The 23,759-nt window shown below is 73.1% G+C and carries 18 protein-coding genes; 7 read left to right on the top strand and 11 right to left on the bottom strand.

What is annotated here, in order from left to right; translation table 11 throughout:
- Positions 1 to 70 precede the first annotated feature (70 nt).
- The 4 genes from ACZ6EJ_RS06035 to ACZ6EJ_RS06020 form a co-directional block, all read right to left on the bottom strand.
- A complete protein-coding gene (locus tag ACZ6EJ_RS06035) occupies positions 71 to 748 on the bottom strand; it encodes an ABC transporter permease (RefSeq protein ID WP_469264923.1) in 678 nt (225 codons plus the stop codon).
- Positions 749 to 815: 67 nt separating this feature from the next.
- Complete coding sequence (locus ACZ6EJ_RS06030) at positions 816 to 1,658, bottom strand: ABC transporter permease (RefSeq protein WP_469264922.1); 843 nt, start codon at positions 1,656 to 1,658, stop codon at positions 816 to 818.
- Positions 1,659 to 1,731: 73 nt separating this feature from the next.
- On the bottom strand, positions 1,732 to 2,715 hold the full coding sequence (locus ACZ6EJ_RS06025) for an ABC transporter ATP-binding protein (RefSeq protein WP_469265005.1): 984 nt from the start codon (positions 2,713 to 2,715) through the stop codon (positions 1,732 to 1,734).
- Positions 2,716 to 2,832: 117 nt separating this feature from the next.
- Positions 2,833 to 4,107, bottom strand: a complete 1,275-nt coding sequence (locus ACZ6EJ_RS06020; RefSeq protein WP_469264921.1) for an NYN domain-containing protein — start codon at positions 4,105 to 4,107, stop codon at positions 2,833 to 2,835.
- Between the two features lie 326 nt (positions 4,108 to 4,433).
- Between ACZ6EJ_RS06020 and ACZ6EJ_RS06015 the strand changes: the two genes are divergently transcribed.
- Positions 4,434 to 4,607 carry a hypothetical protein gene (locus tag ACZ6EJ_RS06015; RefSeq protein WP_469264920.1) on the top strand — a complete coding sequence of 58 codons (174 nt, stop codon included), beginning with the start codon at positions 4,434 to 4,436 and terminating at the stop codon, positions 4,605 to 4,607.
- Positions 4,608 to 4,784: 177 nt separating this feature from the next.
- Here ACZ6EJ_RS06015 and dnaE read toward each other — a convergent pair whose 3' ends face one another.
- Positions 4,785 to 8,324, bottom strand: coding sequence for a DNA polymerase III subunit alpha (dnaE, locus tag ACZ6EJ_RS06010; RefSeq protein WP_469264919.1), 3,540 nt, complete (start codon positions 8,322 to 8,324; stop codon positions 4,785 to 4,787).
- A gap of 201 nt (positions 8,325 to 8,525) precedes the next feature.
- Between dnaE and ACZ6EJ_RS06005 the strand changes: the two genes are divergently transcribed.
- The 4 genes from ACZ6EJ_RS06005 to ACZ6EJ_RS05990 all read left to right on the top strand — a co-directional run bounded on the left by ACZ6EJ_RS06005 (position 8,526) and on the right by ACZ6EJ_RS05990 (position 13,455).
- Positions 8,526 to 9,851 carry a DUF2252 domain-containing protein gene (locus ACZ6EJ_RS06005; protein ID WP_469264918.1) on the top strand — a complete coding sequence of 442 codons (1,326 nt, stop codon included), beginning with the start codon at positions 8,526 to 8,528 and terminating at the stop codon, positions 9,849 to 9,851.
- 216 nt (positions 9,852 to 10,067) lie between these two features.
- A complete protein-coding gene (locus ACZ6EJ_RS06000) occupies positions 10,068 to 10,787 on the top strand; it encodes a hypothetical protein (protein WP_469264917.1) in 720 nt (239 codons plus the stop codon).
- Between the two features lie 60 nt (positions 10,788 to 10,847).
- A complete protein-coding gene (locus ACZ6EJ_RS05995) occupies positions 10,848 to 11,663 on the top strand; it encodes a DsbA family protein (RefSeq protein WP_469264916.1) in 816 nt (271 codons plus the stop codon).
- A gap of 121 nt (positions 11,664 to 11,784) precedes the next feature.
- Complete coding sequence (locus ACZ6EJ_RS05990; protein ID WP_469264915.1) at positions 11,785 to 13,455, top strand: alkaline phosphatase D family protein; 1,671 nt, start codon at positions 11,785 to 11,787, stop codon at positions 13,453 to 13,455.
- A 22-nt stretch (positions 13,456 to 13,477) separates the two neighbouring features.
- Here the strand turns inward: ACZ6EJ_RS05990 and ACZ6EJ_RS05985 are convergent, their stop codons facing one another.
- Complete coding sequence (locus ACZ6EJ_RS05985; RefSeq protein WP_469265004.1) at positions 13,478 to 14,062, bottom strand: dienelactone hydrolase family protein; 585 nt, start codon at positions 14,060 to 14,062, stop codon at positions 13,478 to 13,480.
- Between the two features lie 37 nt (positions 14,063 to 14,099).
- On the opposite strand from ACZ6EJ_RS05985, the gene ACZ6EJ_RS05980 reads away from it, so the two are divergent.
- Complete coding sequence (locus ACZ6EJ_RS05980; RefSeq protein ID WP_469265003.1) at positions 14,100 to 15,242, top strand: mechanosensitive ion channel family protein; 1,143 nt, start codon at positions 14,100 to 14,102, stop codon at positions 15,240 to 15,242.
- 29 nt (positions 15,243 to 15,271) lie between these two features.
- Here the strand turns inward: ACZ6EJ_RS05980 and ACZ6EJ_RS05975 are convergent, their stop codons facing one another.
- The 5 genes from ACZ6EJ_RS05975 to ACZ6EJ_RS05955 form a co-directional block, all read right to left on the bottom strand.
- Entirely contained in the window at positions 15,272 to 16,858 is a 1,587-nt protein-coding gene (locus tag ACZ6EJ_RS05975) for a Na+/H+ antiporter (RefSeq protein WP_469264914.1), read from the bottom strand.
- A 189-nt stretch (positions 16,859 to 17,047) separates the two neighbouring features.
- Positions 17,048 to 17,533, bottom strand: a complete 486-nt coding sequence (locus ACZ6EJ_RS05970) for a GNAT family N-acetyltransferase (protein ID WP_469264913.1) — start codon at positions 17,531 to 17,533, stop codon at positions 17,048 to 17,050.
- Positions 17,530 to 18,471 carry an RluA family pseudouridine synthase gene (locus ACZ6EJ_RS05965; protein ID WP_469264912.1) on the bottom strand — a complete coding sequence of 314 codons (942 nt, stop codon included), beginning with the start codon at positions 18,469 to 18,471 and terminating at the stop codon, positions 17,530 to 17,532. The genes ACZ6EJ_RS05970 and ACZ6EJ_RS05965 overlap by 4 nt, the downstream gene beginning before the upstream one ends.
- Before the next feature lie 24 nt (positions 18,472 to 18,495).
- Entirely contained in the window at positions 18,496 to 19,074 is a 579-nt protein-coding gene (lspA, locus tag ACZ6EJ_RS05960; RefSeq protein WP_469264911.1) for a signal peptidase II, read from the bottom strand.
- Between the two features lie 57 nt (positions 19,075 to 19,131).
- The gene (locus tag ACZ6EJ_RS05955) at positions 19,132 to 19,941 is read right to left on the bottom strand and encodes a TraR/DksA family transcriptional regulator (RefSeq protein WP_469264910.1); all 810 of its coding nucleotides are present in this window, start codon (positions 19,939 to 19,941) and stop codon (positions 19,132 to 19,134) included.
- Between the two features lie 561 nt (positions 19,942 to 20,502).
- Between ACZ6EJ_RS05955 and ileS the strand changes: the two genes are divergently transcribed.
- Complete coding sequence (gene ileS, locus ACZ6EJ_RS05950; RefSeq protein WP_469264909.1) at positions 20,503 to 23,652, top strand: isoleucine--tRNA ligase; 3,150 nt, start codon at positions 20,503 to 20,505, stop codon at positions 23,650 to 23,652.
- Positions 23,653 to 23,759 lie beyond the last annotated feature (107 nt).

Below are 23,759 nucleotides of genomic sequence, written 5' to 3'. Positions count from 1 at the left end.
GGCGTTCCGGCAGCGCCGCGAGGTGCCGTGCCGGGCGCCGCGGACCCGGCTCTGATCCGCCGGACACCCCCTAGGAGGCGCTTCCCGCCGGGGGCGGCGGGGCCGCCTCCGGTCCGCCGTAGTACCCGGCGTACCGCTCCGCCCAGTCCGGCTCGGCCTCCCGCGGCCCGAACGCGGCGGTCAGCAGCAGATGGACCGCCATCGCCGCGAACGGCCAGGCCAGCACCGCCGCCCACACCGCGTGCAGCTCCAGCGGCGCGTCGAACGCCACGCCGCGGCCGGCCTCGCGGGCCCGGCCCACCACGTCGGAGGAGGGGCCCAGCCACACCCCGGTCCGCCATGCCAGCAGCGATCCGAGCAGCGCGCCCAGCGCCAGCCCCGCGACCACGAGGACGCCCCCGCGGCGCAGCCGCCAGACGACGGCCGCCGCCGAGAGCGCGCCGAACGCGAGGGCCAGCAGGACGAACGTGCCGTCCGCCCCGATCGCCTCCTCGCCCTCGCTGTTCTTCAGGAAGACGGCCGTCTCGTCGGAGATCAGGGGGACGCGCGGCGAGAGCTGCAGCCACAGCAGCCCGAGCCCGATCCCCGCGAGCGCGACCAGCACGGCGACGACGGCTGCCTGGCGGAGCTCCGTCGCGGTGTCCGGGTCGTCCGGCGCGCCGGCCGGGGGCGCGGCGTGGGAGCCCGGCGGCGGCCACGGGTCGCGGGGGTCCGGCTGGTTCGGCGGCGGCGTCGACGGTTCGTTCACCGTGCCATCGTGCCAGGCCCCCCCGGGCGCCGCCTCACCGGATGCCGCGGGCGTGCGCCGGGCGGGGCTACCGTACGGCCGCGCGCCGGTACGCCCACGTCGCGGCGGCCAGCGAGAGGACGCCGACCGCGGCGCAGACCGCGAGGAAGAGGCCGATCAGGCCCCAGTCCGGCCGGGCGTCGAAGGAGCGGGCCAGCGCCTCCACCCCGTACGTCGAGGGCAGCAGGTCGCGCGCCCACCGCACCGGCTCCGGCATCCGGTCGGCCGGCAGCACCCCGAGCAGCAGGGCGGCCGACATCCCGAGCTGGCCCAGCAGGGTGGCCAGCTCCTGGCGCGGGGCGAGCAGGCCGAGCGCGGCCCCCAGCCCGGCCAGCGCGGCCCCGGAGAGCGGGATCACGGCCGCCAGCACCCACAGGTGGGTCATCGGCAGGTGGAACAGCACGCTGCCGGCGACCGCCGTGAACACCGCGCCGGGCACGGTGAACGAGGCGTACGCGGCCGCCGCCCCGAGCACGACCGCCGCGGGCGGCACGGGCAGGGTGGCGTAGTGGTCGAGCCCGCCGCCCGCCCGCAGGTGGCCGAAGTACTGGGCGAGCAGGTTGAGCGCGACGAAGGCGACGACCAGGACGCTGGAGCCGGCGACCACGGCGCGCGCCTCCGCCCCGCCGTCCACCACCCCTCGCATCAGGACCATGATCCCGACGGACTGGAAGGTCGCCACGAAGAGCAGCGGGATCCGGGCGACGCGCGCCCGCGAGAGCTGGGCGCGGTAGACCGCGGCCAGCGACGGCAGCAGCCGGGCGCGGGGCGCGAGCGGTCCGGGGACGGTACGGGCGTCCGCGGCGCCGGAGGGGCCGGGCGCGGGCCGGACGCGCGCGGGCGCGGTCCTGGCCGGGATGATGCTCGTCACCTGCGGCCGCTCCCCCGATACCTGTCCTCGACACCCGCCGCGCTCCGCGCGCCGCCCGTGTCCGCGTGGTCCCTCATGCCTTCACCAGCCCCTTGGTCGCATTGGCCGCGTCGCCGCCGAGCGCGAGGTAGACATCCTCCAGGCTGGGCGTGGCCAGGGTGAAATCGTCGAGCGCGGCGAACGCCGCGCCGCCCGTCACCGCGGCGACCGCGGCCCGCGCCTCGTCCGGGCCGAGCCGCAGCACCCAGCGCCGCCCCGACTCCTGGGCCGAGGGCCGCAGGGCCGCGACCTCCGGCACCTCCAGCGGGGCCCGCTCGCGCCACATCAGCTCGACCCGGACCTCGCCGGCCACCCGCTCCTTGAGCCCGGCGGGGGTGTCGCAGGCGATGACCCGGCCGCGTTCGAGGACGGCGACCCGGTCGAGGACGGTCTCGGCCTCGATCACGTTGTGGGTGACCAGGACGACCGTGGCCCCGCGCTCGGCCCGGCGGCGGTCGACGGCGGCCCAGACGGCGCGGCGGGCGACCGGGTCCATGCCGGTGGTCGGCTCGTCCAGGACCAGGACGGGCCGGTCCCCGACCAGGGCGGCGGCGAAGCAGGCGAGGCGGCGCTGCCCGCCGGAGAGCTTCTTCAGGGGCCGCCCGGCGAGCGGGGTGAGGCCCAGCTCCTCCAGGACGGCGTCGCGTTCGGCGCGGGCGTCGCGGAGGGCGAGGCCGCGCAGCCGCCCGGTGGTCTCGGCGGCCAGCGAGACCGTGAGTTCGTCGAGGGCGGTGGACTCCTGGCCCAGGTAGCCGATCAGCCGGGAGGCCCGCTCGGGGTGGCGCACGAGGTCGTGGCCCAGCACCTCGACGCTGCCGGAGTCGGGCCGCATCAGCCCGGTGAGCTGGCGGACCAGGGTGGACTTGCCGGCGCCGTTGGGGCCGAGCAGTCCGAAGATCTCCCCGCGCGCGACGTCGAGGCGGATCCCGTCGGTGGCACGGATCTCGGGGGCGGCGGGAGCGCCCCGGCGGCCGCGGACGGCTGGGTAGGTCTTCACCAGATCGCGCACCGCGCACACGGTGCCGGTGTCCCGCTGCGCCTGTGCTGTGCCCGTGCTCACGAGGTACGAGGGTACGGGGTCGCCCGTCCCGGTTCGCGCTCGGGGCCGCCCCGCGCCGCCTCCCGGCGCGGCCGGCTACTCCGCGGCCGGCACGTGCTCGGCTGCCGCGCGCACGTCGATCTCGCGCCAGAAGCCCGCCCGGATCGCGTAGCGGTCGTGCTCGTCGATCTGGTCGTCCTTGTGGGCCAGGAGTCCGAAGCGGGCGGCGTACCGGAGGAGTTCGCCGTCGATGCGGTGCGGGATGCGCGGGTACATGGTGGACAGCTTCTGGAGGTGGACGGTCTCCGGGAGGCGCTCCATCCAGCGCCGGGCGAAGACCTGGCCCACCTCGAAGGGGTCGCCGCCCACCGTGGTGATGTCCTCCTCCCGGTCCGCCCAGCGCTGCTCGGCGCTGGTGACCTGGGCGAGGGTGGGCAGGGACGCGGTCTCGGCCGGTTCGCCGAGGGGCCCGCCGCGCTCCACCCAGCCCTTGTCGGAGGACCAGCGCAGGGTCGCTCCGCCGGGCGGGGCCGGTTGCTGGCGCTCCGGGTGGGCGGCGGGAGCGCGCAGGGCGGCCAGGTCCTTGGGGGTGGGGACGCCCTTGTGGCCGGGGGCGGGCGGCGTGTCGGCGGGGGCCGGCGAGGTGGCGGGGTCGGCGTCCCCGGCGGGGGCGCCGCCGTTGCGGGCGGCGGCGGCCTGGGCCTCGGAGGCCCGTTCGGCGGAGGCGGCGAGGGCCGCCTCGGGCAGCGGCGCGGAGAGGATGGCGGCGATCTCGGGGCGCGGCACGGGCGAGGGGGCGCAGACGCCGCCGATGTCCTTGGCGCGCACGGCCTTGGTGATCCACGCGCGGTCCAGGACCCGGCGCTCGTCGGCCTCGGCGACCAGGTCCTCGGACTGGTTGTAGTCGCCGTCGGCGGCCTGGACGGCCCACAGGTGGACGGCGACCCCGTGCTCCTTGGCCGACATCAGGCCGGGCAGCAGATCGCCGTCCCCGGTGACCAGGACCACGTCGGAGCAGGCCCTGTTGCGGGCGAGTTCGGTCAGCTCGGCGTGCATCGCGGCGTCGACGCCCTTCTGCGCCCAGCGCCCGTCGCTGCGGGTCAGCGCGCCCAGTCGGACGGTCACGCGCGGCATGACGCGGAGCCGGCGGTGCTCGGGCTGCGGCACCCGGTCCGGGGCGCCGTCGAACCAGTAGATGCGCAGCAGGGGTTGCTGCGTGTCGGCCTCGGCGCGCTCGCGCAGGCCGAGGATGAGGGCCGCGTGGTCGACGGTGATGCGGGAACGGGCGGGTTCCCCGGCCAGCAGGCTCGCGGCTGCGCCCAGCAAGTAGCCGGCGTCCACCAGGACGACGCATCGGTCCACGCGTTCCACCCTCTTCCAGAATTCGGGAGCGGTTCAGCGGGCCGCTCCTCGATGACCGGGTCCGCTTACCCAGGGTTTCCTTCGAGTCTGCCCGACCGCGCGGGGCTTGACGGCCGGAACTGGATCATCGGCGTGGCGGATCGGGAGGGGAATACGGCGGGAAGGCGGAAAGGTCGGGAAAGGGCGTTCGGGGCGGTGCGTCGGGCGGGAGCGCGGGAAGCGGCCCCCGCGGAATCCACTACGTACGGCAATGATCCAACATGCGGCTTTTGCGGTGCCATGTGAGTCTGACAGCGGTCCTGGCCCCCCAGGATTCCCCACAGGAGGCGTTCACCATGGCCAAGAACAAGAACCGCAAGCAGGGCAGCCAGCACGACCGCGCGTCCGAGCGCGGCGCGGAGCAGGCGAAGTCGACGGCGTACGAGTCGCAGACCCCGTCGCAGACGCAGGCCCAGGGCAGCCCCGCCGACGTGGCGCGCAAGCACCAGCGGCGCTTCGGCCACAACTGAGGCGTGCGCCGGGGCGCGGACCGCGCGCGGTGAGGCGCGTGTCGCGCCGCTCAACCGCGAGCCCGGCGCACCCCGCGCGGTGAGGCACGTGCGACGAGTGCGACAGGGGCGCCCCCGCCGGTGCGGGACGCCCCTGTCGTACGTGTCCCCCGGCCGCGCGGCCGGGAGCGGGGGCCGTCAGCCGGCCAGGCAGGCCGGGCCGAGCAGCACCTTCAGGTCCCCGAAGAGGGCCGGGTCGGGCTTGACCCGGTGCCGGTCGAGCCGGAGCACCGTGGTCGTGCGGGGGCCCTGGAGCCGGATGCGCACCTCGGTGTCGCCGCGGTGGTGGCTCAGCACCTCCCCGAGGCGGGTCACCATGGGCGGGGTGATCTTCACGGTGGGGATGGTGAGGACGACGGGCGCGTTGGTCCCCGCGTTGGAGATGTCGGGCACCTGCATCTCCATGGCGACCAGCCGGGGCACGTCCTCGCGCTTGTCGAGGCGGCCCTTGACGAAGACGACGGTGTCCTCGACGAGCTGGGTGGAGACGAGCTGGTAGGTGGCGGGGAAGAACATGCACTCGATGGAGCCCGCCAGGTCCTCCACGGTGGCGATGGCCCAGGCGTTGCCCTGCTTGGTCATCTTGCGCTGGAGGCCGGAGATGATGCCGCCCACGGTGACGATCGCGCCGTCCGCGTGCTCCCCGCCGATGAGCTGGGAGATCGAGGCGTCGGCCTTGTCGGACAGCACGTGCTCCAGCCCGAACAGGGGGTGGTCGGAGACGTACAGGCCGAGCATCTCGCGCTCCTGGGCGAGCAGGTAGGACTTCTCCCACTCCACGTCGGAGAACTCCACGTCGAGCCCGAAGCCCGGCTCGTCGCTCTCCTCCTCGCCCATGCCGCCGAAGAGGTCGAACTGCCCCTCGGCCTCCTTGCGCTTGACCTGCACCACGTTGTCGATCATCGGTTCGTGGTGGGCGACGAGGCCCTTGCGGGTGTGCCCCATCTCGTCGAAGGCGCCGGCCTTGATCAGCGACTCGACGGTGCGCTTGTTGCAGACGATCGCCTCGACCTTGTCCAGGAAGTCGGGGAAGCTGCTGAACTTCCCCTTCGCCTTGCGGGTGCGGATGATCGAGTCGACGACGTTCTGGCCGACGTTGCGGACGGCGGTCAGGCCGAAGAGGATCACGTCGTCGCCCTGGGCGGCGAAGTTGGAGAGCGACTCGTTGACGTTGGGCGGCAGCACCTTGATGCCCATGCGGCGGCACTCGTTGAGGTAGACCGCGGACTTGTCCTTGTCGTCCTTGACCGAGGTCAGCAGGGCCGCCATGTACTCGGCCGGGTAGTTCGCCTTGAGGTACGCCGTCCAGTAGGTGACCAGCCCGTACGCGGAGGAGTGCGCCTTGTTGAACGCGTATCCGGCGAACGGCACCAGGACGTCCCACAGCGCCTTGATCGCCTCGTCGGAGAAGCCCTTCTTCTTCGCGCCCGCCTCGAAGAGGACGAAGTTCTTCGCCAGCTCCTCGGGCTTCTTCTTGCCCATCACGCGGCGCAGGATGTCGGCCTCGCCGAGCGAGTACCCGGCGACGATCTGGGCGGCCTTCTGGACCTGCTCCTGGTAGACGATCAGGCCGTAGGTGAGCCCGAGGACCTCCTTGAGGGGCTCCTCCAGCTCCGGGTGGATCGGCGTGATCTCCTGGCGGCCGTTCTTGCGCTCGGCGTAGTTCGTGTGCGAGTTCATGCCCATCGGGCCCGGCCGGTAGAGGGCCGAGACGGCGGAGATGTCCTCGAAGTTGTCGGGCTGCATCTGGCGCAGCAGGGAGCGCATCGGCCCGCCGTCGAACTGGAACACGCCGAGGGTCTCGCCCCGGCAGAGCAGTTCGTACGTCTTGGGGTCGTCCAGCGGCAGGGAGAGCATCTCCAGGTCGACGCCCTTGTTGGACTTCACCATCTTGATGGCGTCGTCCATGATCGTCAGGTTGCGCAGGCCGAGGAAGTCCATCTTCAGCAGGCCGAGCGACTCGCACTGCGGGTAGTCCCACTGCGTGATGGTGACGCCGTCGGTGTGCCGGACCCAGACCGGGGCGTGGTCGACGATGGGCTCGCTGGACATGATGACGCCGGCGGCGTGGACGCCCATCTGGCGGACCAGGCCCTCCACGCCCTTGGCGGTGTCGATGACCTTGCGGACGTCCGGCTCGTTCTCGTACATCCCCCGGATCTCGCCCGCCTCGCTGTAGCGCGGGTGCTTGGGGTCGGTGATGCCGTTGAGGTCGATGCCCTTGCCGAGGACGTCGGCGGGCATGGCCTTGGTGAGCCGGTCGCCCATGGCGTACGGGTAGCCGAGGACGCGGGCGGAGTCCTTGATCGCGTTCTTGGCCTTGATCTTGCCGTAGGTGCCGATCATGGCGACCTTGTCCGCGCCGTACTTCTCGGTCACGTACCGGATCACCTCGACGCGCCGGCGCTCGTCGAAGTCGATGTCGACGTCGGGCATGGAGACGCGCTCGGGGTTGAGGAACCGCTCGAAGATCAGCCCGTGCTCGATCGGGTCGAGGTCGGTGATGCCCATGGCGTACGCCACGATCGAGCCGGCGGCGCTGCCGCGGCCGGGGCCCACCGCGATGCCGTTGTTCTTGGCCCACATGATGAAGTCGGCGACGACCAGGAAGTACCCCGGGAACCCCATCTGGATGATGATGTCCATCTCGTACTCGACCTGCTTCTGCCGGTCGTCCGGGATGCCGCCGGGGAAGCGGCGCTCCATGCCGCGGCGGACCTCCTCCTGGAACCAGGTGACCTCCGTGAAGCCCTCGGGGATGTCGAACTTCGGCATGAGGTTCTTCGCCTCGAACATGCCGGAGGTGTCGATCTGCTGGGCGACCAGGAGGGTGTTGGCGCACCCCTCCTGCCAGGCGTCGGAGGAGTCGACGGCGTACATCTCCTCCGTCGTCTTGAGGTAGTAGCCGGTGCCGTCGAAGCGGAAGCGGTCGGGGTCGGAGAGGTTCTTGCCGGTCTGGATGCAGAGCAGGGCGTCGTGGGCGGCGGCCTCGTGGGCGTACGTGTAGTGGGAGTCGTTCGTCACGAGCGGCGGGATGTTCAGCTTCCGGCCGATCTCCAGCAGCCCGTCGCGGACCCGGCGCTCGATCTCGATGCCGTGGTCCATCAGCTCCAGGAAGTACCGGCCCTCGCCGAAGATGTCCTTGTAGTCGGAGGCCGCCTGGACCGCCTCGTCGAACTGGCCGAGCCGCAGGCGGGTCTGCACCTCGCCCGAGGGGCAGCCGGTGGAGGCGATCAGGCCCTCGGACCACTGGGAGATGGTCTCCCGGTCCATCCGCGGCCACTTCTGGAGCCAGCCCTCGGCGTACGCGTCGGAGGAGAGCCGGAAGAGGTTGTGCAGCCCGGTCTTGTTCGCCGCCCAGATCGTCTTGTGGGTGTAACCGCCGGAACCGGACACGTCGTCGCGCTTCTGGTGCGGCTGCCCCCACTGCACCTTGCGCTTGTGCTTGCGCGACTCCGGGGCGACGTACGCCTCGATGCCGATGATCGGCGTGACGCCCGCCTTCTGCGCGGAGTGGAAGAAGTCGTAGGCGCCGTGGAGGTTGCCGTGGTCGGTCATCGCGATGTGCGACATGCCCATCTCGTTGGCCGCCTCGAACATGTCCTTGAGCCGCGCGGCACCGTCCAGCAGCGAGTACTGGGTGTGGACGTGCAGGTGCGTGAAGGGCGGCTTTGTCACGGCGTCGGGCCTCCGGGAAGTCGGGCGATGACGGGCGGGGGGACAGCGTGGAAGTCTACGACGTGACGCCCTCCGCCGACGGGCGCCGACGGGCACTACCGGCTTCCGCCGAGCGTTGGAGAGGGCGGGAGACGTGTCCGCTTTGTCATGCACTCGGTCATAGACCCGTCCCATCCGCCAGATACCAGGAGGCAGCAGCACATGTCGGAGACGCAGACCGGCGCGGCGCGACGCGGGGAGCACATCCTCGCCATCTTCGACACCGCCTTCGGGGAGCTGCTGGCCGCCGATCCGGCCGCCTTCCAAGTCAAGTTCCGCAAGATGGCGGGCTCGGCCTTCGCCTTCTACCGGGGCACGGCCTGCCTCTTCTACGAGGACCTGGAGCGCGAGCGGCACGGCGGCCCGTATGTGGACGAGCGCACCGGCCGGGTCTGGATCCACGGCGACCTGCACGCGGAGAACTTCGGCACCTACATGGACGCCAACGGCCGCCTCGTCTTCAACGTCAACGACTTCGACGAGGCGTACGTCGGCCCCTTCACCTGGGACCTCAAGCGCCTGGCCGCCTCCGTGGCGCTGATCGGCTACGCCAAGGCGCTGTCGGACGAGCAGATCACCGAGCTGGTCCAGATCCTCGCCGGGGCCTACCGCCGGCGCATCCACGCGCTGGCGACCGGCGCGAAGAACGACGAGGTGCCGCCCTTCACGCTGGACACGGCGCAGGGCCCGCTGCTGGACGCGCTGCGCGTGGCCCGCTCGCGCACCCGCTTCGCGCTGCTGGACTCGATGACCCAGATCCGCGATTTCGAACGCCGGTTCGCCGACGCCGGCGGGGCGATCGACCTGGACGCCGCGACGCGCTACAAGGTGCTGGCCGCGTTCGACGGCTATCTGGAGACGCTGCCGGATTCCAGCCTGACCCGGCCCGACTCCTACCGGGTCAAGGACGTCGTGGGCCGCCGGGGCATCGGCATCGGGTCCGCCGGCCTCCCCTCGTACAACATCCTCCTGGAGGGCAACAGCGACGCCCTGGAGAACGATGTGGTGATCTACCTCAAGCAGGCGCAGACCCCGGCGGTCTCCCGGCACATCACCGACCCCGCCGTGCGGGGGTACTTCCAGCACGAGGGGCACCGCACCGTGATCTCCCAGCGCGCCCTCCAGGCGCACGCGGACCCGTGGCTGGGCTGGACCGAGCTGGACGGCGCGGGGCAGCTCGTCGCCGAGGTCTCGCCGTACGCGGTCGACCTGGACTGGTCCGACATCGACGAGATGGCCGAGATCGCGGCGGTCGTCGCCGACCTGGGCCGGGCCGCCGCCACGATGCACAGCGCGGCGGACGACGAGAGCGGCCACTCGCTGGTGCCCTTCTCCACGGAGCGGGCGATCGACGCGGCCATCGCGGCCGACGAGGAGGGCTTCGCCCCGCTCCTGGTCGACTTCGCCCACGCCTACGCGGCCAGGGCCCGCGCGGACCACCAGATCTTCGTGGACCTCTTCCGCAACGGCCGCATTCCGGGCCTCTAGGGGGTGTCCGGCGGATCGGGGCCGGACAGGCCGCGGTGTCCGGTGCGGTGCAAGGCGCTGGAATGCCCTCGCCGCGGAGCGATGCGGGCGTTTCGGCAACGCCGCGAGGCGCCGTGCCGGGCGCCGCGGACCCGGCCCTGATCCGCCGGACGCCCCCCTGGGCTCTCAGGCTCTCTTAGGAGGCGCTTACCCCGGCCCATGGCACACTTTCCGGCGATGGACATCTCAGGGACGCAGCTCAGGGCGGTGCGCGCGGCGCTCTTCACCGCGCTCGTCGTCACCCTGTCCACCGCGTCCCATGTGCTGCTCTCCCGCGTTCCGCTGCCGCTGACCGCGGTGGCCGCGCTCGCCGCCGCGGTCTTCGCGGCGGCGTACGCGCTGGCCGGACGGGAGCGCGGCTTCGGGGAGATCGCGGGCCTGCTGGTCCCGCTGGAGCTGGCCGCCGACACGCTCTTCACCACGGGCCAGCACCTCTGCTACGGGGCGGCCGGCGGCCCGGTCGCCGGTCCGCTGCGCGCGGTGGGCTTCGACGTCCTCTGCGGCGGCGAGGCCGGCGCGGGGTCGGCCCGGATCGGCCCCGTGGGCGCCCCGCTCGCCGAGGTGGCCGGGGCGGGCGACCACGCCGCGGCCCTGCTGGCCCAGCCCGGACCCGCCGTGCCGTGGCTGCTGCTCGCCGCCCACGTGGCCCTCGGGCTGCTCGCCGCGGCCTGGCTGCGACGCGGCGAGGCGGCCCTGGCCGGGCTGCTGCGCGCGGCGGCGCTGACGGCGTTCCGGCCGCTGCTGATCGCGGTCGCCGCGGTCCGCGCGGGCGCCCGCCGCACGGTCCGCCGCCCCCTCGCCGCCGGGCGTCCGCACCCGCTGCCGACCGCCCGCTTCCTCGTGCACTGCGTGGGCCGCCGAGGGCCGCCGCCGCTCACCGCGTACGCCGCTGCCTGAGCGGCGGCGCGCCCGCGGCACCACCCCTCACCCCGCACACGTGACCCACGGAGAACGATCATGAGCAAGCGCAACACCCAGGCCAGCAAGGCGGCGGCACGCGATCGGCTGCGCGCCGAGCGCGAGCGCCAGGCGAAGAAGGACCGCACCCGCAAGCAGCTCGTCGTCGCGGGGTCGGTCGTCGCCGCCCTGGCCGTCGTCGGCGGCGTCGCCTACGGCGTGACGCAGCTCAACAAGCCCGGCGCCTGGGAGACGGCCGCCGACGCCAAGAACGTCACCGCGCCGAAGAACACCTCCGGCGCCGACGGCACCACCGTCGTGATCGGCGAGCCGGGCGCCAAGAAGACCCTGGAGCTGTACGAGGACTCGCGCTGCCCGGTCTGCGCCACGTTCGAGCAGGGCGTCGGCGAGACGCTCGCCAAGGACGTCGAGGCCGGCAAGTACAAGGTCAAGTACGTCGGCGCGACCTTCATCGACAACACCGACAACGGCGAGGGCTCCAAGAACGCCCTCAGCGCGCTGGGCGCGGCGCTCGACGTCAGCCCCGAGGCGTTCCTCGACTACAAGGCCGCGCTGTACTCCGCGAAGTTCCACCCCGCCGAGAGCGACGACAAGTTCGCCGAGGACGGCTACCTGCTCGAGATCGCGGAGACGGTGGACGCCCTGAAGGGCAACGAGGCCTTCCGCAAGGCCGTCGAGGACGGCACGTACGACGCGTGGGCGATGAAGATGTCCAAGGCGTTCGACAAGAGCGGCGTCCAGGGCACGCCGACGCTGAAGATGGACGGCGAGAAGGTCACCGGCGAGGGCAGCGAGAACGCCCCGATGACGGCGGCCGAGTTCACGGCGGCCGTCGACAAGGCGCTCAAGGCGTAACGCCTCTGGGCGGTCCGCCGTCGACCGGCGGGCCGCCGGCCGGCGACGGTTTGCCGACGGGCGGGCGAACTTCCCCACTCCGCCCGCCCGTCGGCCGTACGCGCCCGTAAGGTGATGGGCCGTGACCCCTCGACACCTTCCCGCGCCCAGCCGCCGCACGGTCGTCCGTGCCGCCGCCGCGAGCGCCGCAGCCGTCCCCGTGCTCGCCACCGCCGCCTCGGCCTCCTTCGCCACCGCCCGCGCGGACCGGGCGCCCGTCTTCGCGCACGGCGTCGCCTCCGGCGACCCGCTGCCGGACGGCGTCCTGCTGTGGACGCGCGTCACCCCCTCGCCCGAGGCGGTCCCCGGCTCCGGGGTCGGGCCCGACGTGGCCGTGCGCTGGGAGGTTGCGGAGGACCGGGCGTTCGAGCGCATAACCGCCGGCGGCACGACGGTCGCCTCGGCGGCGGGCGACCACACGGTGAAGGCCGACGTCCGGGGGCTGCGCCCGGCCACCGCGTACTACTACCGCTTCGCGGTGGGCGCGGAGGGCGGCTCGGACGTCCTCTCCCCCGTCGGCCGCACCCGCACCGCGCCCGCGACCGGGGCCGACCCGGACCGGCTCCGCCTCGGCGTGGTGTCCTGCGCCAACTGGGAGGCCGGCTGGTTCTCCGCGTACCGCCATCTCGCCGCCCGGCCCGATCTGGACGCGGTCCTGCACCTGGGCGACTACCTCTACGAGTACGGCGCGGGCCAGTACCCGGCGCGGCCCGTCGTCCCGCGCCGGCACCAGCCCGCCCACGAGATCCTGAGCCTGGCCGACTACCGCACCCGGCACGGGCAGTACAAGACCGACGCCGACCTCCAGGCGCTGCACGCCGCCCACCCGGTGATCGCGATCTGGGACGACCACGAGATCGCCAACGACGCCTGGTCGGGCGGGGCGGAGAACCACACGCCGGGCACGGAGGGCGCGTGGGCGGAGCGGGTGGCGGCGGCCAAGCGGGCGTACTTCGAGTGGATGCCGGTCCGCGCCTCCACCGAGGGCACCGTCTACCGCCGGCTGCGCTTCGGCCGGCTCGCCGACCTGCACCTGCTGGACCTGCGCAGCTTCCGCTCCCGGCAGGCGTCCGTGGGCGACGGGACCGTGGACGACCCGGAGCGCACGATCACCGGGCGGGCCCAGTTGGACTGGCTGAAGGCGGGCCTGGCCGGGTCGGACGCGGCCTGGAAGCTGGTGGGCACCTCGGTGATGATCTCCCCGGTCGCCTTCGGCTCGCTCCCCGCCCACCTGCTGGAGCCGCTGGCCGGGCTGCTGGGGCTGCCCAAGGAGGGGTTGGCGGTCAACGTCGACCAGTGGGACGGCTACACCGACGACCGCGGGGAGCTGATCGCGCACCTGCGGGAGCGGGGCGTCTCCGACACGGTCTTCCTGACCGGCGACATCCACATGGCCTGGGCCAACGACGTGCCGGTGCGGGCGGCGACGTATCCGCTGTCGCCGTCGGCCGCGACGGAGTTCGTGGTCACGTCGGTGACCTCGGACAACCTCGACGACACCCTGCGGGTCGCCCCGCAGACCGTGTCCCTGGTCGCGGCGGGCGCCGTGCAGGCGGCCAACCGCCATGTGCGGTGGGTCGACATGGACTCGCACGGCTACGGGGTCCTGGACGTCACCGCGGAGCGGGCGCAGATGGACTACTACGTCATCTCCGACCGGACGCGGCCCGACGCCACCACCGCCTGGGCGCGCTCCTACCGCACCCGCCGGGGCGCCCAGCGGGTCGAGCGGGCCGACCGCCCGGTGCGCTGAGCCGCCCCCGGCCGCCGGTCCGTCAGTCCCGGAGGGTGGCCAGGAAGCCGAGCGCGACCTTCCAGGTCTGCTCGGCGGCCGCCCGGTCGTAGTCGGGCAGGTCGGGGTCGGTGAACAGGTGCCCGGCTCCGGGGTAGCGGTAGACCTCCACGTCCGCGCCGGTCCGCCGCATCTGGAGGTACCAGGCGTTCAGCCAGTCGTGGGACTCGAAGGGGTCCGGGTCCGCGACGTGCAACTGGACGGGGAGCTCGTCCACCGTCGCGGTCTCGGCGATGTCCGAGGTGCCGTGGAACAGCAGCAGCCCCCGCGCCTTCTCGTCCCCGAGGGCGAGGGTCTGCGCGGTCGCCGCGCCGAAGGAGAAGCCGGCGTAGACGAGCCCCTGGTCGGAATAGGGCGCGGCGGCCAGCACGGCACGGCGCAGCAGCTCCTCCTTGCCGACCTCCTTCTGGTGGGCCATGCCCTCCTCCACCGTGTCGAAGGTGTGCCCCTCGAACAGATCGGGCACGCGCACCTCGTGGCCGGCGGCTCTCAGCCGCGCGGCCGCCGCGTGCACGGCGGGCCGGAGCCCGCAGGTCGAGTGGAAAAGCATGATGTCCATGAGGCCCATGGTGCCATTCACGCCCCACAGCTTGGAGGACGAGGCGATGGAGAACGTGCTGCGCCCGCTGACCGTGGTCGGCGGTTCCGTGGCGGTCACCCTGCTGGTCGGCTGGCTGGTCGACCTGCTGCTGCGGAGGGCCGACAGCCGTCATCACGACACCCCGCTCTGGGGGCTGCTGCGGCGCTGCCGCCCCCCGATGCAGGTGGTGCTCATCACAGCGCTGCTGCGGGGGAGCTACCGCCAGACGGGGATCGACCTGGTGGCCTCGCACCGGACCGGGATCGGCCGGGTGCTCAGCCTGGTGCTGATCGGGGCGTCCGCGTGGCTGGTGGTGCGGATCGCGACGACGATCGTGCAGGCCAGTTACGCGCGGTACGCGACGGCGACCCGCGACCCGGCGCGGGTGCGGCGGGTCAGGACGCAGGTGACGCTGATCCAGCGGGTGGTCATAGCGATCGTGACGGTCGTCGCGCTCGCCGCGATGCTGCTGACGTTCCCCGCGATGCGCGCGGTCGGCACCTCGATGCTGGCCTCGGCCGGCGTCCTCGGCATCGTCGCGGGCGTCGCCGCCCAGTCCACCCTCGGCAACCTCTTCGCCGGGCTCCAGATCGCGTTCGGCGACATGGTCCGCATCGGCGACACCGTGGTGGTGGACGGCGAGTGGGGCACCGTCGAGGAGATCACGCTGACGTTCCTCGCGGTACGGACCTGGGACGAGCGGCGGATCACCATGCCGGTCTCCTACTTCACCAGCAGGCCGTTCGAGAACTGGTCGCGCGGCGGGGTCCAGATGACCGGGACGGTCTTCTTCCACCTGGACCACTCGGCGCCGGTGGCCGCGATGCGGGAGAAGCTGCGGGACCTCCTGGGCGACATCGCCGCGTGGGACGGCCGGGACTGGTCGCTGGCCGTCACCGACACCACGCCGTCCACGATCCAGGTGCGGGCCGTGGTCACGGCGAAGGACGCGGACGACGTGTGGACGGTGCGGTGCGCGGTGCGCGAACAGTTGATCGGCTGGCTGCGGGACCACCACCCGTACGCGCTGCCGAAGATCGCCACCTCGCCGGCCTCGCTGCCCCCCGGCGAGCAGTGGGCGGAGCTGACGGGGGCGGAGATACCGCCCGCCCGCAACGGCTTCGACGCCTTCGCCGGCGCCAAGGCCCCGCGCACCGGCCGGGGCTGAGCCGTCGGCGTACGGGAGGCGGCCGGGCCTCAGCGCAGGGAGCGGACGTCCAGGTAGCGCAGCACCCGGTCCACGACCTCCGGGTCGGACCCGGCCTCGCTCCGCGCGGACAGCACCTCGTGGCGGGCGGCCGACATCATCTCGCGCTGCACGCGGCTCACCGCCCGTAGCCGCTCGGTGCGTGCGGCGTACGTCGCGCGCCGCTCCTCGTCGACCATGTCCGGGCTGATCCGGGCCCCGATGTCGTACGCGGCGCGCTGGAGCCGCTCCAGGACGTCGTCGGGGAAGTCCTCGACCTCCTGGACCTCCTTGAGCCGCTGCTTGGCGGCCTTGGCGGCCCGGACCGCGAGCTCCCGCTCCAGCGCCCGTTCGGCCTCGGTGTCGGCGCGGACGTTCAGCTTGCGCACCAGCCAGGGCAGGGTGAGGCCCTGGAAGACCAGGGTGGCGATGATCACGCAGAACGCGATGAAGACGATCTCGTCGCGTCCGGGGAAAGGCCGCCCGTCGTCCGTCTCCAGCGGGATCGCCAGCGCCAGCGCGACCGAGGCCACACCGCGCATCCCGGACCACCACATCACGACGGTCTCCCGCCAGCCGGTGGGGATCTCCTCGCTGACGTTCCGCCGGCTGTGCAGCCGCTTGGCGAGCCAGGTGGCGGGCAGCAGCCACAGCAGCCGTACGCCGACGACGACCGCGACGACGGCGAGCCCCCAGCCGACCATCTCCCGCACGCTCCCGTCGGCGGTGCCGAACACGTTGTGCAGCTCCAGGCCGATGAGCCCGAAGGCCACGCCGGTGACCAGGGTGTCGACGATGTCCCAGAAGGAGCGGCCGGTGAGCCGGCCCAGGACGTCGTCGGCGTCGGCGGTGCGTTCGGCGAGGAAGAGCGCGGTGGTCAGCACGGCCAGCACGCCGGAGCCCATCAGCTCCTCCGCGAGGACGTAGGCGACGAAGGGCACCAGCAGGGTCAGGCCGACCTGGAGGGTGGCGTCGCCCAGCAGGTCCAGCAGCTTGAGGGTGAGCCAGCCCAGCGCGAGGCCGACCGCGACCGCGACGACCGCGGAGAGGACGAGCAGGCCGAAGGCCTCGGGGAGCGAGAAGGCGCCGCTGACGGCGGCGGCGATGGCCACGTGGTAGAGCACGATGGCGGTCACGTCGTTGAAGAGCCCCTCGCCCTCCAGGATCGACACGAGCCGGCGCGGCAGCCCCACGGACCCGGCCACGGCGGTCGCCGCGACGGGGTCGGGGGGCGCGACGAGCGCGCCGAGCGCGACGGCCGCGGCGATGGGCAGCCCCGGCACGATGGCGTTGGCGACCGCGGCGACGGCGGCCGTGGTGACGAAGACCAGGGCCACGGCCAGCAGGAAGATCGGGCGCTTGTTGGCGGCGAACTGCCGCCAGGAGGTGCGCTGGACGGTGGCGTAGAGCAGGGGCGGGAGCAGCGCGGGAAGGATGATCTCGGGCGGGATGTCCACGTTCGGCACGAAGGGCATGAACGCCATCGCGATGCCGGCCACGGTCATCAGCACCGGCGCGGGCAGGCCCAGCCGCGCGCCGAGCGGCACCGTGACCAGGGCTCCGAGCAGCAGCAGGAGCAGCAGCGTGAGTTGATCCACCAGGGCGCCTTCCGGAGCGTACGGGTCCGGGGCGCTGCCCCGGAACGTGCGGGGTCCGCGCCGCCCCCGGCCGCCGGGGCGGTCAGGCGCGCGGGCCGTTCTCCGTTCGGCCGGGTCGGCCGCCGAACAGGGCTTCCACCCTGCCACGCGCGGTGCGCGTCTCCACCCCTACCCCCCTATAACGGGCGGTCAGGCGGGGCGGAGGTCCCGCCGCATCGCCCGGTGCGCGATGCCGGCGTCGGGGAACTCGGGGCCGTACGCGACGTATCCGAGCCGCTCGTAGAAGCCGAGGGCGTGCGTCTGGGCGTGCAGGTCGACGGCGGTCAGGCCGAGCCCGCGCGCCTCGTCCTCGATGGCCCGCACCAGGGCCGCGCCGACCCCGAGCCCGCGGGCCTCGCGGGCGACCGCGAGGCGGCCGAGCGAGCCGACGGCCGGGTCGCCGCCCGCCTTCCCGGCCGCGTCCGCGCCGTGCAGCAGCCGTCCCGTGCCGAGCGCCGTGCCGTCCGCCGCGACGGCGAGCACGTGCACCGCGGTCGCGTCGCGGGCGTCGTACTCGATCTCCTCGGGCACGCGCTGCTCGCCGACGAAGACGTCCCTGCGGACCTGGAAGCAGGCCTGGAGGTCGCTCTCCTCGACGGCTCTGCGCGTGGCGTACGGGAGGGGCGCGGGGGTCACTGGCTCTCCGCGGAGATGGTGTCCAGGGCCTTCTGGAGGTCCGCGGGGTAGCCGCTGGAGAACTCCACCCAGCCGCCGTCGTTCGGGTGCTCGAACCCCAGCCGCACGGCGTGCAGCCACTGCCGGGTCAGGCCGAGCCGCTTGGCCAGCGTCGGGTCCGCGCCGTACGTCAGGTCGCCGACGCAGGGGTGGCGGTGGGCGGACATGTGGACCCGGATCTGGTGGGTCCGGCCGGTCTCCAGCTTGATGTCCAGGAGGCTGGCGGCGCGGTAGGCCTCGATGAGGTCGTAGTGGGTCACCGACGGCTTGCCCTCGGCGGTGACCGCCCACTTGTAGTCGTGGTTGGGGTGGCGCCCGATGGGGGCGTCGATGGTGCCGCTCATGGGGTCCGGGTGGCCCTGGACGAGGGCGTGGTACTTCTTCTCGACGACCCGGTCGCGGAACTGGGCCTTGAGCAGGGTGTAGGCGCGCTCGGACTTGGCGACGACCATCAGGCCGGAGGTGCCGACGTCGAGGCGGTGCACGATGCCCTGGCGCTCGGCGGCGCCGGACGTCGAGATCCGGTATCCGGCGGCGGCGAGGCCGCCGATGACGGTGGTGCCGGTCCAGCCGGGGCTGGGGTGGGCGGCGACGCCGACCGGCTTCACGATGACGACGATGTCCTCGTCGTCGTGGACGATCTCCATGCCCTCCACGGGCTCGGCGACGACCTGGACGGGAGGGGCCGCCTGCGGCATCTCCACCTCCAGCCAGGCGCCCCCGTGGACCCGCTCGGACTTCCCGGCCACCGCACCGTCCACCTGGACCTTCCCGGCGGCGGCCAGCTCCGCGGCCTTGGTGCGGGAGAAACCGAACATGCGGGAGATGGCGGCGTCGACACGCTCGCCTTCCAGGCCGTCCGGTACGGGCAGGGTGCGGATCTCGGGGTGCGTACTCACCTGGTCGAGTATGCCTTGCGCCCGCTAGTCCTTGTGCACGGTGCCGTCGGGGTCCAGGCCCCTGAAGGAGAGGATCACGATGAGGACGCCGCCGCACACGATCGCGGAGTCGGCGAGGTTGAAGACGGCGAAGTGCTTGGGGGCGATGAAGTCCACCACCGCGCCCTCGAACACGCCGGGGGCCCGGAACAGGCGGTCGGTGAGGTTGCCGAGCGCCCCGCCCAGCAGCAGGCCCAGGGCGACGGCCCACGGCAGGCTGTAGAGCTTGCGGGCGAGCCGGACGATGACCACGATCACCCCGGCGGCGATGACGGTGAAGATCACCGTGAACGCCTCGCCGAACCCGAACGCGGCGCCCGCGTTCCGGATCGCGCGGAACTGCAGCCAGTCGCCGACCACGTCGATCGGCGGCTGGTGCTCCAGCTTCGCCACCACGATCATCTTGGTGGCCAGGTCCAGCAGGTAGGCCACCACGGCGACGCTCACGAGCGCGAGGATCTTCCGCTCGCCCCGGCCTCCGCCGGCGGCCGTGCCGCCGCTCTCGCCCGTCCCCTCGGCCTCGGGAATGTCCGGCGTACCGATGATGCGCTCCGCCTCTGCCACGTGAGTCCCTCAACCTAGGTGCCGACTGAGGACGAGGGTACGACACACCTGTGCGGTTCAGCCGCGCCGCTCCTGCTTCTGCTTGTCCTCCACGCACAGGGTGGCGCGCGGGAACGCCTGCATCCGCGCCTTGCCGATCGGCTTGCCGCAGACCTCGCAGAGCCCGTACGTGCCCGCCTCCAGCCGGGCCAGCGCCCGCTCGGTCTGCTCCAGCGTCTCCTGTGCGTGGGCGGCCAGCGACAGCTCGTGCTCGCGGGTGATGTTCTTGGTGCCGGTGTCGGCCTCGTCGTCGCCCGCCCCGTCGCCGGAGTCGCGCATGAGCCCCGCGAGCGCCGCGCCCGAGGCCTCCAGCTCGCTGCGCAGTCGCAGCGTCTCGCCGGTCAGGAGCGTCCGCGCCTCGGTGACCTCCTCGGGCGTCCAGGGGTCCTCCCCCGGTCGCACCGCCAGCTCGTCGGGGGCGGCGGTGCGGGCCGGCGGCACCGGGACCGTCGGCGCGCCCGCTGCGGGACGACTCGCGCTCTTCTTGGCTACCACCCTGTGGGCTCCCGTCTGCTCGGCGGCCTCGACCGCCTCCGTGGCCGCCGTCGCGGCCGGTTCCGACGCCTTGCCGGCCGCGCTCTTCCTCGCCGCCGTCTTCTTCGCGGCGGTCTTCTTCGCCGCCGTCTTCTTCGCGGCGGTCTTCTTCGCCGCCGTCTTCCTGGCGGCCTTCTTGGCGACCGCCTTCTTGGCGACCGCCTTCTTGGCGACCGCCTTCTCGCCGGCCGCCTTCGCCGTGGCCGCCGCGGGTTCGGCGGCCCGGTCGGCCGGTGGCTCGTGGGCGCCGTCCTGCTCGGCCGCGGTCTCCCGCGCCGTCTTCTTCGCCACCATGGCCGCGGCCCCTTCACATATTGTGATCTTGCACGCGAATCGTGCTGGGACGATAAATCGACCCCAGCTCCGCGGCAACGGGGCACGCCGCCGTTTCGCCCCTCCCCGTGACCGGCCCCGGCGCGCCTGCATCCGTTGTTCCCAGCTCCCCGCCGGGTAATCCGGCCCGCGCGCCCCGCCGGGAAGTCCGCGCACCCCGACTGGCCATTCGGGTCACGCCGCACCCCGCCGGTAAACCGGTCGGCCGTCGCCCGTACGGGCCCGTACACTGGGCCCAGCGAAAGGCATGGACGGGACGAGTAGCGCCGTACGCAGCCAGCAGCGATCCGGGGACGGTGGGAGCCCGGAGGCGAGCGCGTCGCGAAGATCACCCCGGAGCCGCCGGAAGAACACCCTGGACCTCGGGTCACGCCCGCGGGCACAGGGCCACTAGACCCGGCATCGCGACCCCAATGAGGGGGCCACGGGCGCGCCCGGCGGCCAAGGAGGGTGGTACCGCGGGAGCCGTCGGCTCTCGTCCCTCCGACGGAAGCGAGAAGACGTCCGCCGGAGGAAGCCGCCATGACATCGCCGCAGTACCGCCAGGTACCCGCCCAGGTCGACCTGCCCGCGCTGGAGCACGCCGTGCTCGACTTCTGGCGCGAGAACAAGACCTTCGCCCGCAGCCTCGAACAGTCCGAGGGCCGCCCCGAGTGGGTCTTCTACGAGGGCCCGCCCACCGCCAACGGGATGCCGGGCGCCCACCACATCGAGGCCCGCGTCTTCAAGGACGTCTTCCCCCGCTTCCGCACCATGCAGGGCTACCACGTCGGCCGCAAGGCCGGCTGGGACTGCCACGGCCTGCCGGTCGAGCTGGCGGTCGAGAAGGAGCTGGGCTTCAGCGGCAAGCAGGACATCGAGGCGTACGGCATCGCCGCGTTCAACGACAAGTGCCGCGAGTCCGTGACCCGGCACACCGACGCCTTCGCCGAGCTGACGACCCGCATGGGCTACTGGGTCGACCTGGACGACGCCTACCGCACGATGGACCCGGAGTACGTCGACTCCGTCTGGTGGTCGCTCCAGCAGATCTTCGCCAAGGACCTGCTGGTCCAGGACCACCGGGTCGCCCCCTGGTGCCCCCGCTGCGGCACCGGCCTGTCCGACCACGAGCTGGCGCAGGGGTACGAGACGGTCGTCGACCCCTCGGTCTTCGTCCGCTTCCCGCTCACCTCCGGCCCGCTGGCCGGCGAGGCGGCGCTCCTGGTCTGGACGACGACCCCCTGGACGCTCGTCTCCAACACGGCGGTCGCCGCGCACCCCGAGGTCCGCTACGTCGTCGCGACGGACGGCACGGAGAAGCTCGTCGTCGCCGAGCCGCTGCTGGAGAAGGCGCTGGGCGAGGGCTGGGAGGCCACCGGCCGTTCGTTCACCGGCGCCGAGATGGAGCGCTGGACCTACGAGCGCCCCTTCGCCCTCGTCGACTTCCCGGCCGAGGCCCACTACGTCGTCAACGCCGAGTACGTCACCACCGAGGACGGTACGGGCCTGGTCCACCAGTCCCCCGCGTTCGGCGCCGACGACCTCGCGGTCTGCCGCTCCTACGGCCTGCCCGTCGTCAACCCGGTCCGTCCCGACGGCACCTTCGAGGAGGACCTGCCGCTGGTCGGCGGCGTCTTCTTCAAGAAGGCCGACGAGGCGCTCACCGCCGACCTGGACGCGCGCGGCAGGCTCTTCCGCCACGTCCCGTACGAGCACAGCTACCCGCACTGCTGGCGCTGCCACACCGCGCTGCTCTACTACGCGCAGCCGTCCTGGTACATCCGCACGACCGCGGTCAAGGACCGGCTCCTGGCGGAGAACGAGAAGACCAACTGGTTCCCCGACTCGGTCAAGCACGGCCGCTTCGGCGACTGGCTGGAGAACAACGTCGACTGGGCGCTCTCCCGCAACCGCTACTGGGGCACCCCGCTGCCGATCTGGCGCTGCGAGGACGGCCACCTCACGTGCGTGGGCTCGCGCGCCGAGCTGACGGAGCTGACGGGCGCCGACCAGTCCTCGCTCGACCCCCACCGCCCGTTCATCGACGCGATCACGTTCACCTGCACGCACGAGAACTGCCAGTTGGAGGCGTACCGCGTCCCGGAGGTCATCGACGCCTGGTACGACTCGGGCTCGATGCCGTTCGCGCAGTGGGGCTACCCGTACAAGAACAAGGAAATCTTCGAGAGCCGCTACCCGGCGCAGTTCATCTCGGAGGCCATCGACCAGACCCGCGGCTGGTTCTACACGCTGATGGCCGTCGGCACCCTGGTCTTCGACGAGTCGCCCTACGAGAACGTGGTCTGCCTCGGCCACATCCTCGCCGAGGACGGCCGCAAGATGTCCAAGCACCTGGGCAACATCCTCCAGCCCATCCCGCTGATGGACCAGCACGGCGCGGACGCGGTGCGGTGGTTCATGGCGGCGGGCGGCTCCCCGTGGGCGGCGCGGCGCGTGGGCCACGGCACGATCCAGGAGGTCGTCCGCAAGACGCTCCTCACCTACTGGAACACGGTCGCCTTCCAGGCCCTGTACGCGCGCACGTCGGGCTGGGCCCCCTCGGCGGCCGACCCGGCCCCGGCGGACCGCACGGTGCTGGACCGCTGGCTGCTCGGTGAACTCAACGCACTGGTCGAGCAGATGACGCAGGCGATGGAGGGGTACGACACCCAACGCGCCGGCAAGCTGCTCTCGGCGTTCGTCGACGACCTCTCCAACTGGTACGTCCGCCGCTCGCGCCGCCGCTTCTGGCAGGGCGACAAGGCGGCGCTGCGCACGCTGCACGAGGTCGTCGAGACGGTCACCCGGCTGATGGCCCCGCTCACCCCGTTCATCACCGAGCGGGTCTGGCAGGACCTGGTCGTCCCGGTCACCCCGGACGCCCCGGAGTCGGTGCACCTGTCCTCCTGGCCGCAGGCGGACCCGGCCGCGGTCGACCCGGTCCTCTCCTCCCAGATGGCCCTGGTGCGCCGCCTGGTGGAGCTGGGCCGGGCCACCCGCGCCGAGTCGGGCGTCAAGACCCGTCAGCCGCTGTCCCGCGCCCTGGTCGCGGCGTCCGGCTTCGAGGCGCTCTCGGCCGAGCTGCGGGCGCAGATCACCGAGGAGCTGAACGTCTCGTCGCTGGCCTCGCTCTCCGAGGTGGGGGGCTCGCTGGTCGACACCACGGCGAAGGCCAACTTCCGGGCCCTGGGCAAGCGGTTCGGCAAGGGCGTGCAGGCGGTGGCCAAGGCCGTCGCGGAGGCCGACGCGGCCGCGCTCTCCCTCGCGCTGCGCGCGGGCACGGCGTCGGTCGAGGTGGACGGCGAGACGGTGACCCTCGCCCCGGACGAGGTCATCGTCACCGAGACCCCGCGCGAGGGCTGGTCGGTGGCCTCGGACTCGGGCGCGACGGTCGCGCTGGACCTGGAGATCACCCCGGAGCTGCGCCGCGCCGGCCTGGCCCGCGACGCGATCCGCTTGATCCAGGAGGCCCGCAAGAACAGCGGCCTGGACGTCGCGGACCGCATCGCCGTCCGCTGGACCTCGGCGTCCCCGGCCACGGCGGAGGCCCTGACCGAGCACGCGCCGCTGATCGCGGACGAGGTGCTGGCGCTGGACTACGCGCAGGGCGAGGCGGACGAGTCGTACGGCACGGCGTTCGAGGACGAGGGCCTGTCCCTGACGTTCCGCCTGCGCAAGCAGGACGCGTAGCCGGCAGGACCGCCGAGGGGGGGGGGGGGGGGGGGGGGGGGGGGGGGGGGGGGGGGGGGGGGGCGGGTGGGGGGGGGGTGGGGGGGGGGAGGGCGGTGGGAGCAGGG

The organism is Streptomyces sp. NPDC041970, assembly GCF_055588985.1.
The sequence above is the reverse complement of the archived record's forward strand: the minus strand, read 5'-3'. Positions and strand labels throughout refer to the sequence as shown.

Excerpts from the sequence above, each read along its gene's own strand:
- ACZ6EJ_RS05995 (WP_469264916.1), top strand. The coding sequence starts at position 10,848 with ATGAGCAAGCGCAACACCCAGGCCAGCAAGGCGGCGGCACGCGATCGG.
- ACZ6EJ_RS06000 (WP_469264917.1), top strand. The coding sequence starts at position 10,068 with ATGGACATCTCAGGGACGCAGCTCAGGGCGGTGCGCGCGGCGCTCTTC.
- ileS (WP_469264909.1), top strand. The coding sequence starts at position 20,503 with ATGACATCGCCGCAGTACCGCCAGGTACCCGCCCAGGTCGACCTGCCC.
- ACZ6EJ_RS05985 (WP_469265004.1), bottom strand. The coding sequence starts at position 14,062 with ATGGGCCTCATGGACATCATGCTTTTCCACTCGACCTGCGGGCTCCGG.
- ACZ6EJ_RS05955 (WP_469264910.1), bottom strand. The coding sequence starts at position 19,941 with ATGGTGGCGAAGAAGACGGCGCGGGAGACCGCGGCCGAGCAGGACGGC.
- ACZ6EJ_RS06015 (WP_469264920.1), top strand. The coding sequence starts at position 4,434 with ATGGCCAAGAACAAGAACCGCAAGCAGGGCAGCCAGCACGACCGCGCG.
- ACZ6EJ_RS05980 (WP_469265003.1), top strand. The coding sequence starts at position 14,100 with ATGGAGAACGTGCTGCGCCCGCTGACCGTGGTCGGCGGTTCCGTGGCG.
- ACZ6EJ_RS06005 (WP_469264918.1), top strand. The coding sequence starts at position 8,526 with ATGTCGGAGACGCAGACCGGCGCGGCGCGACGCGGGGAGCACATCCTC.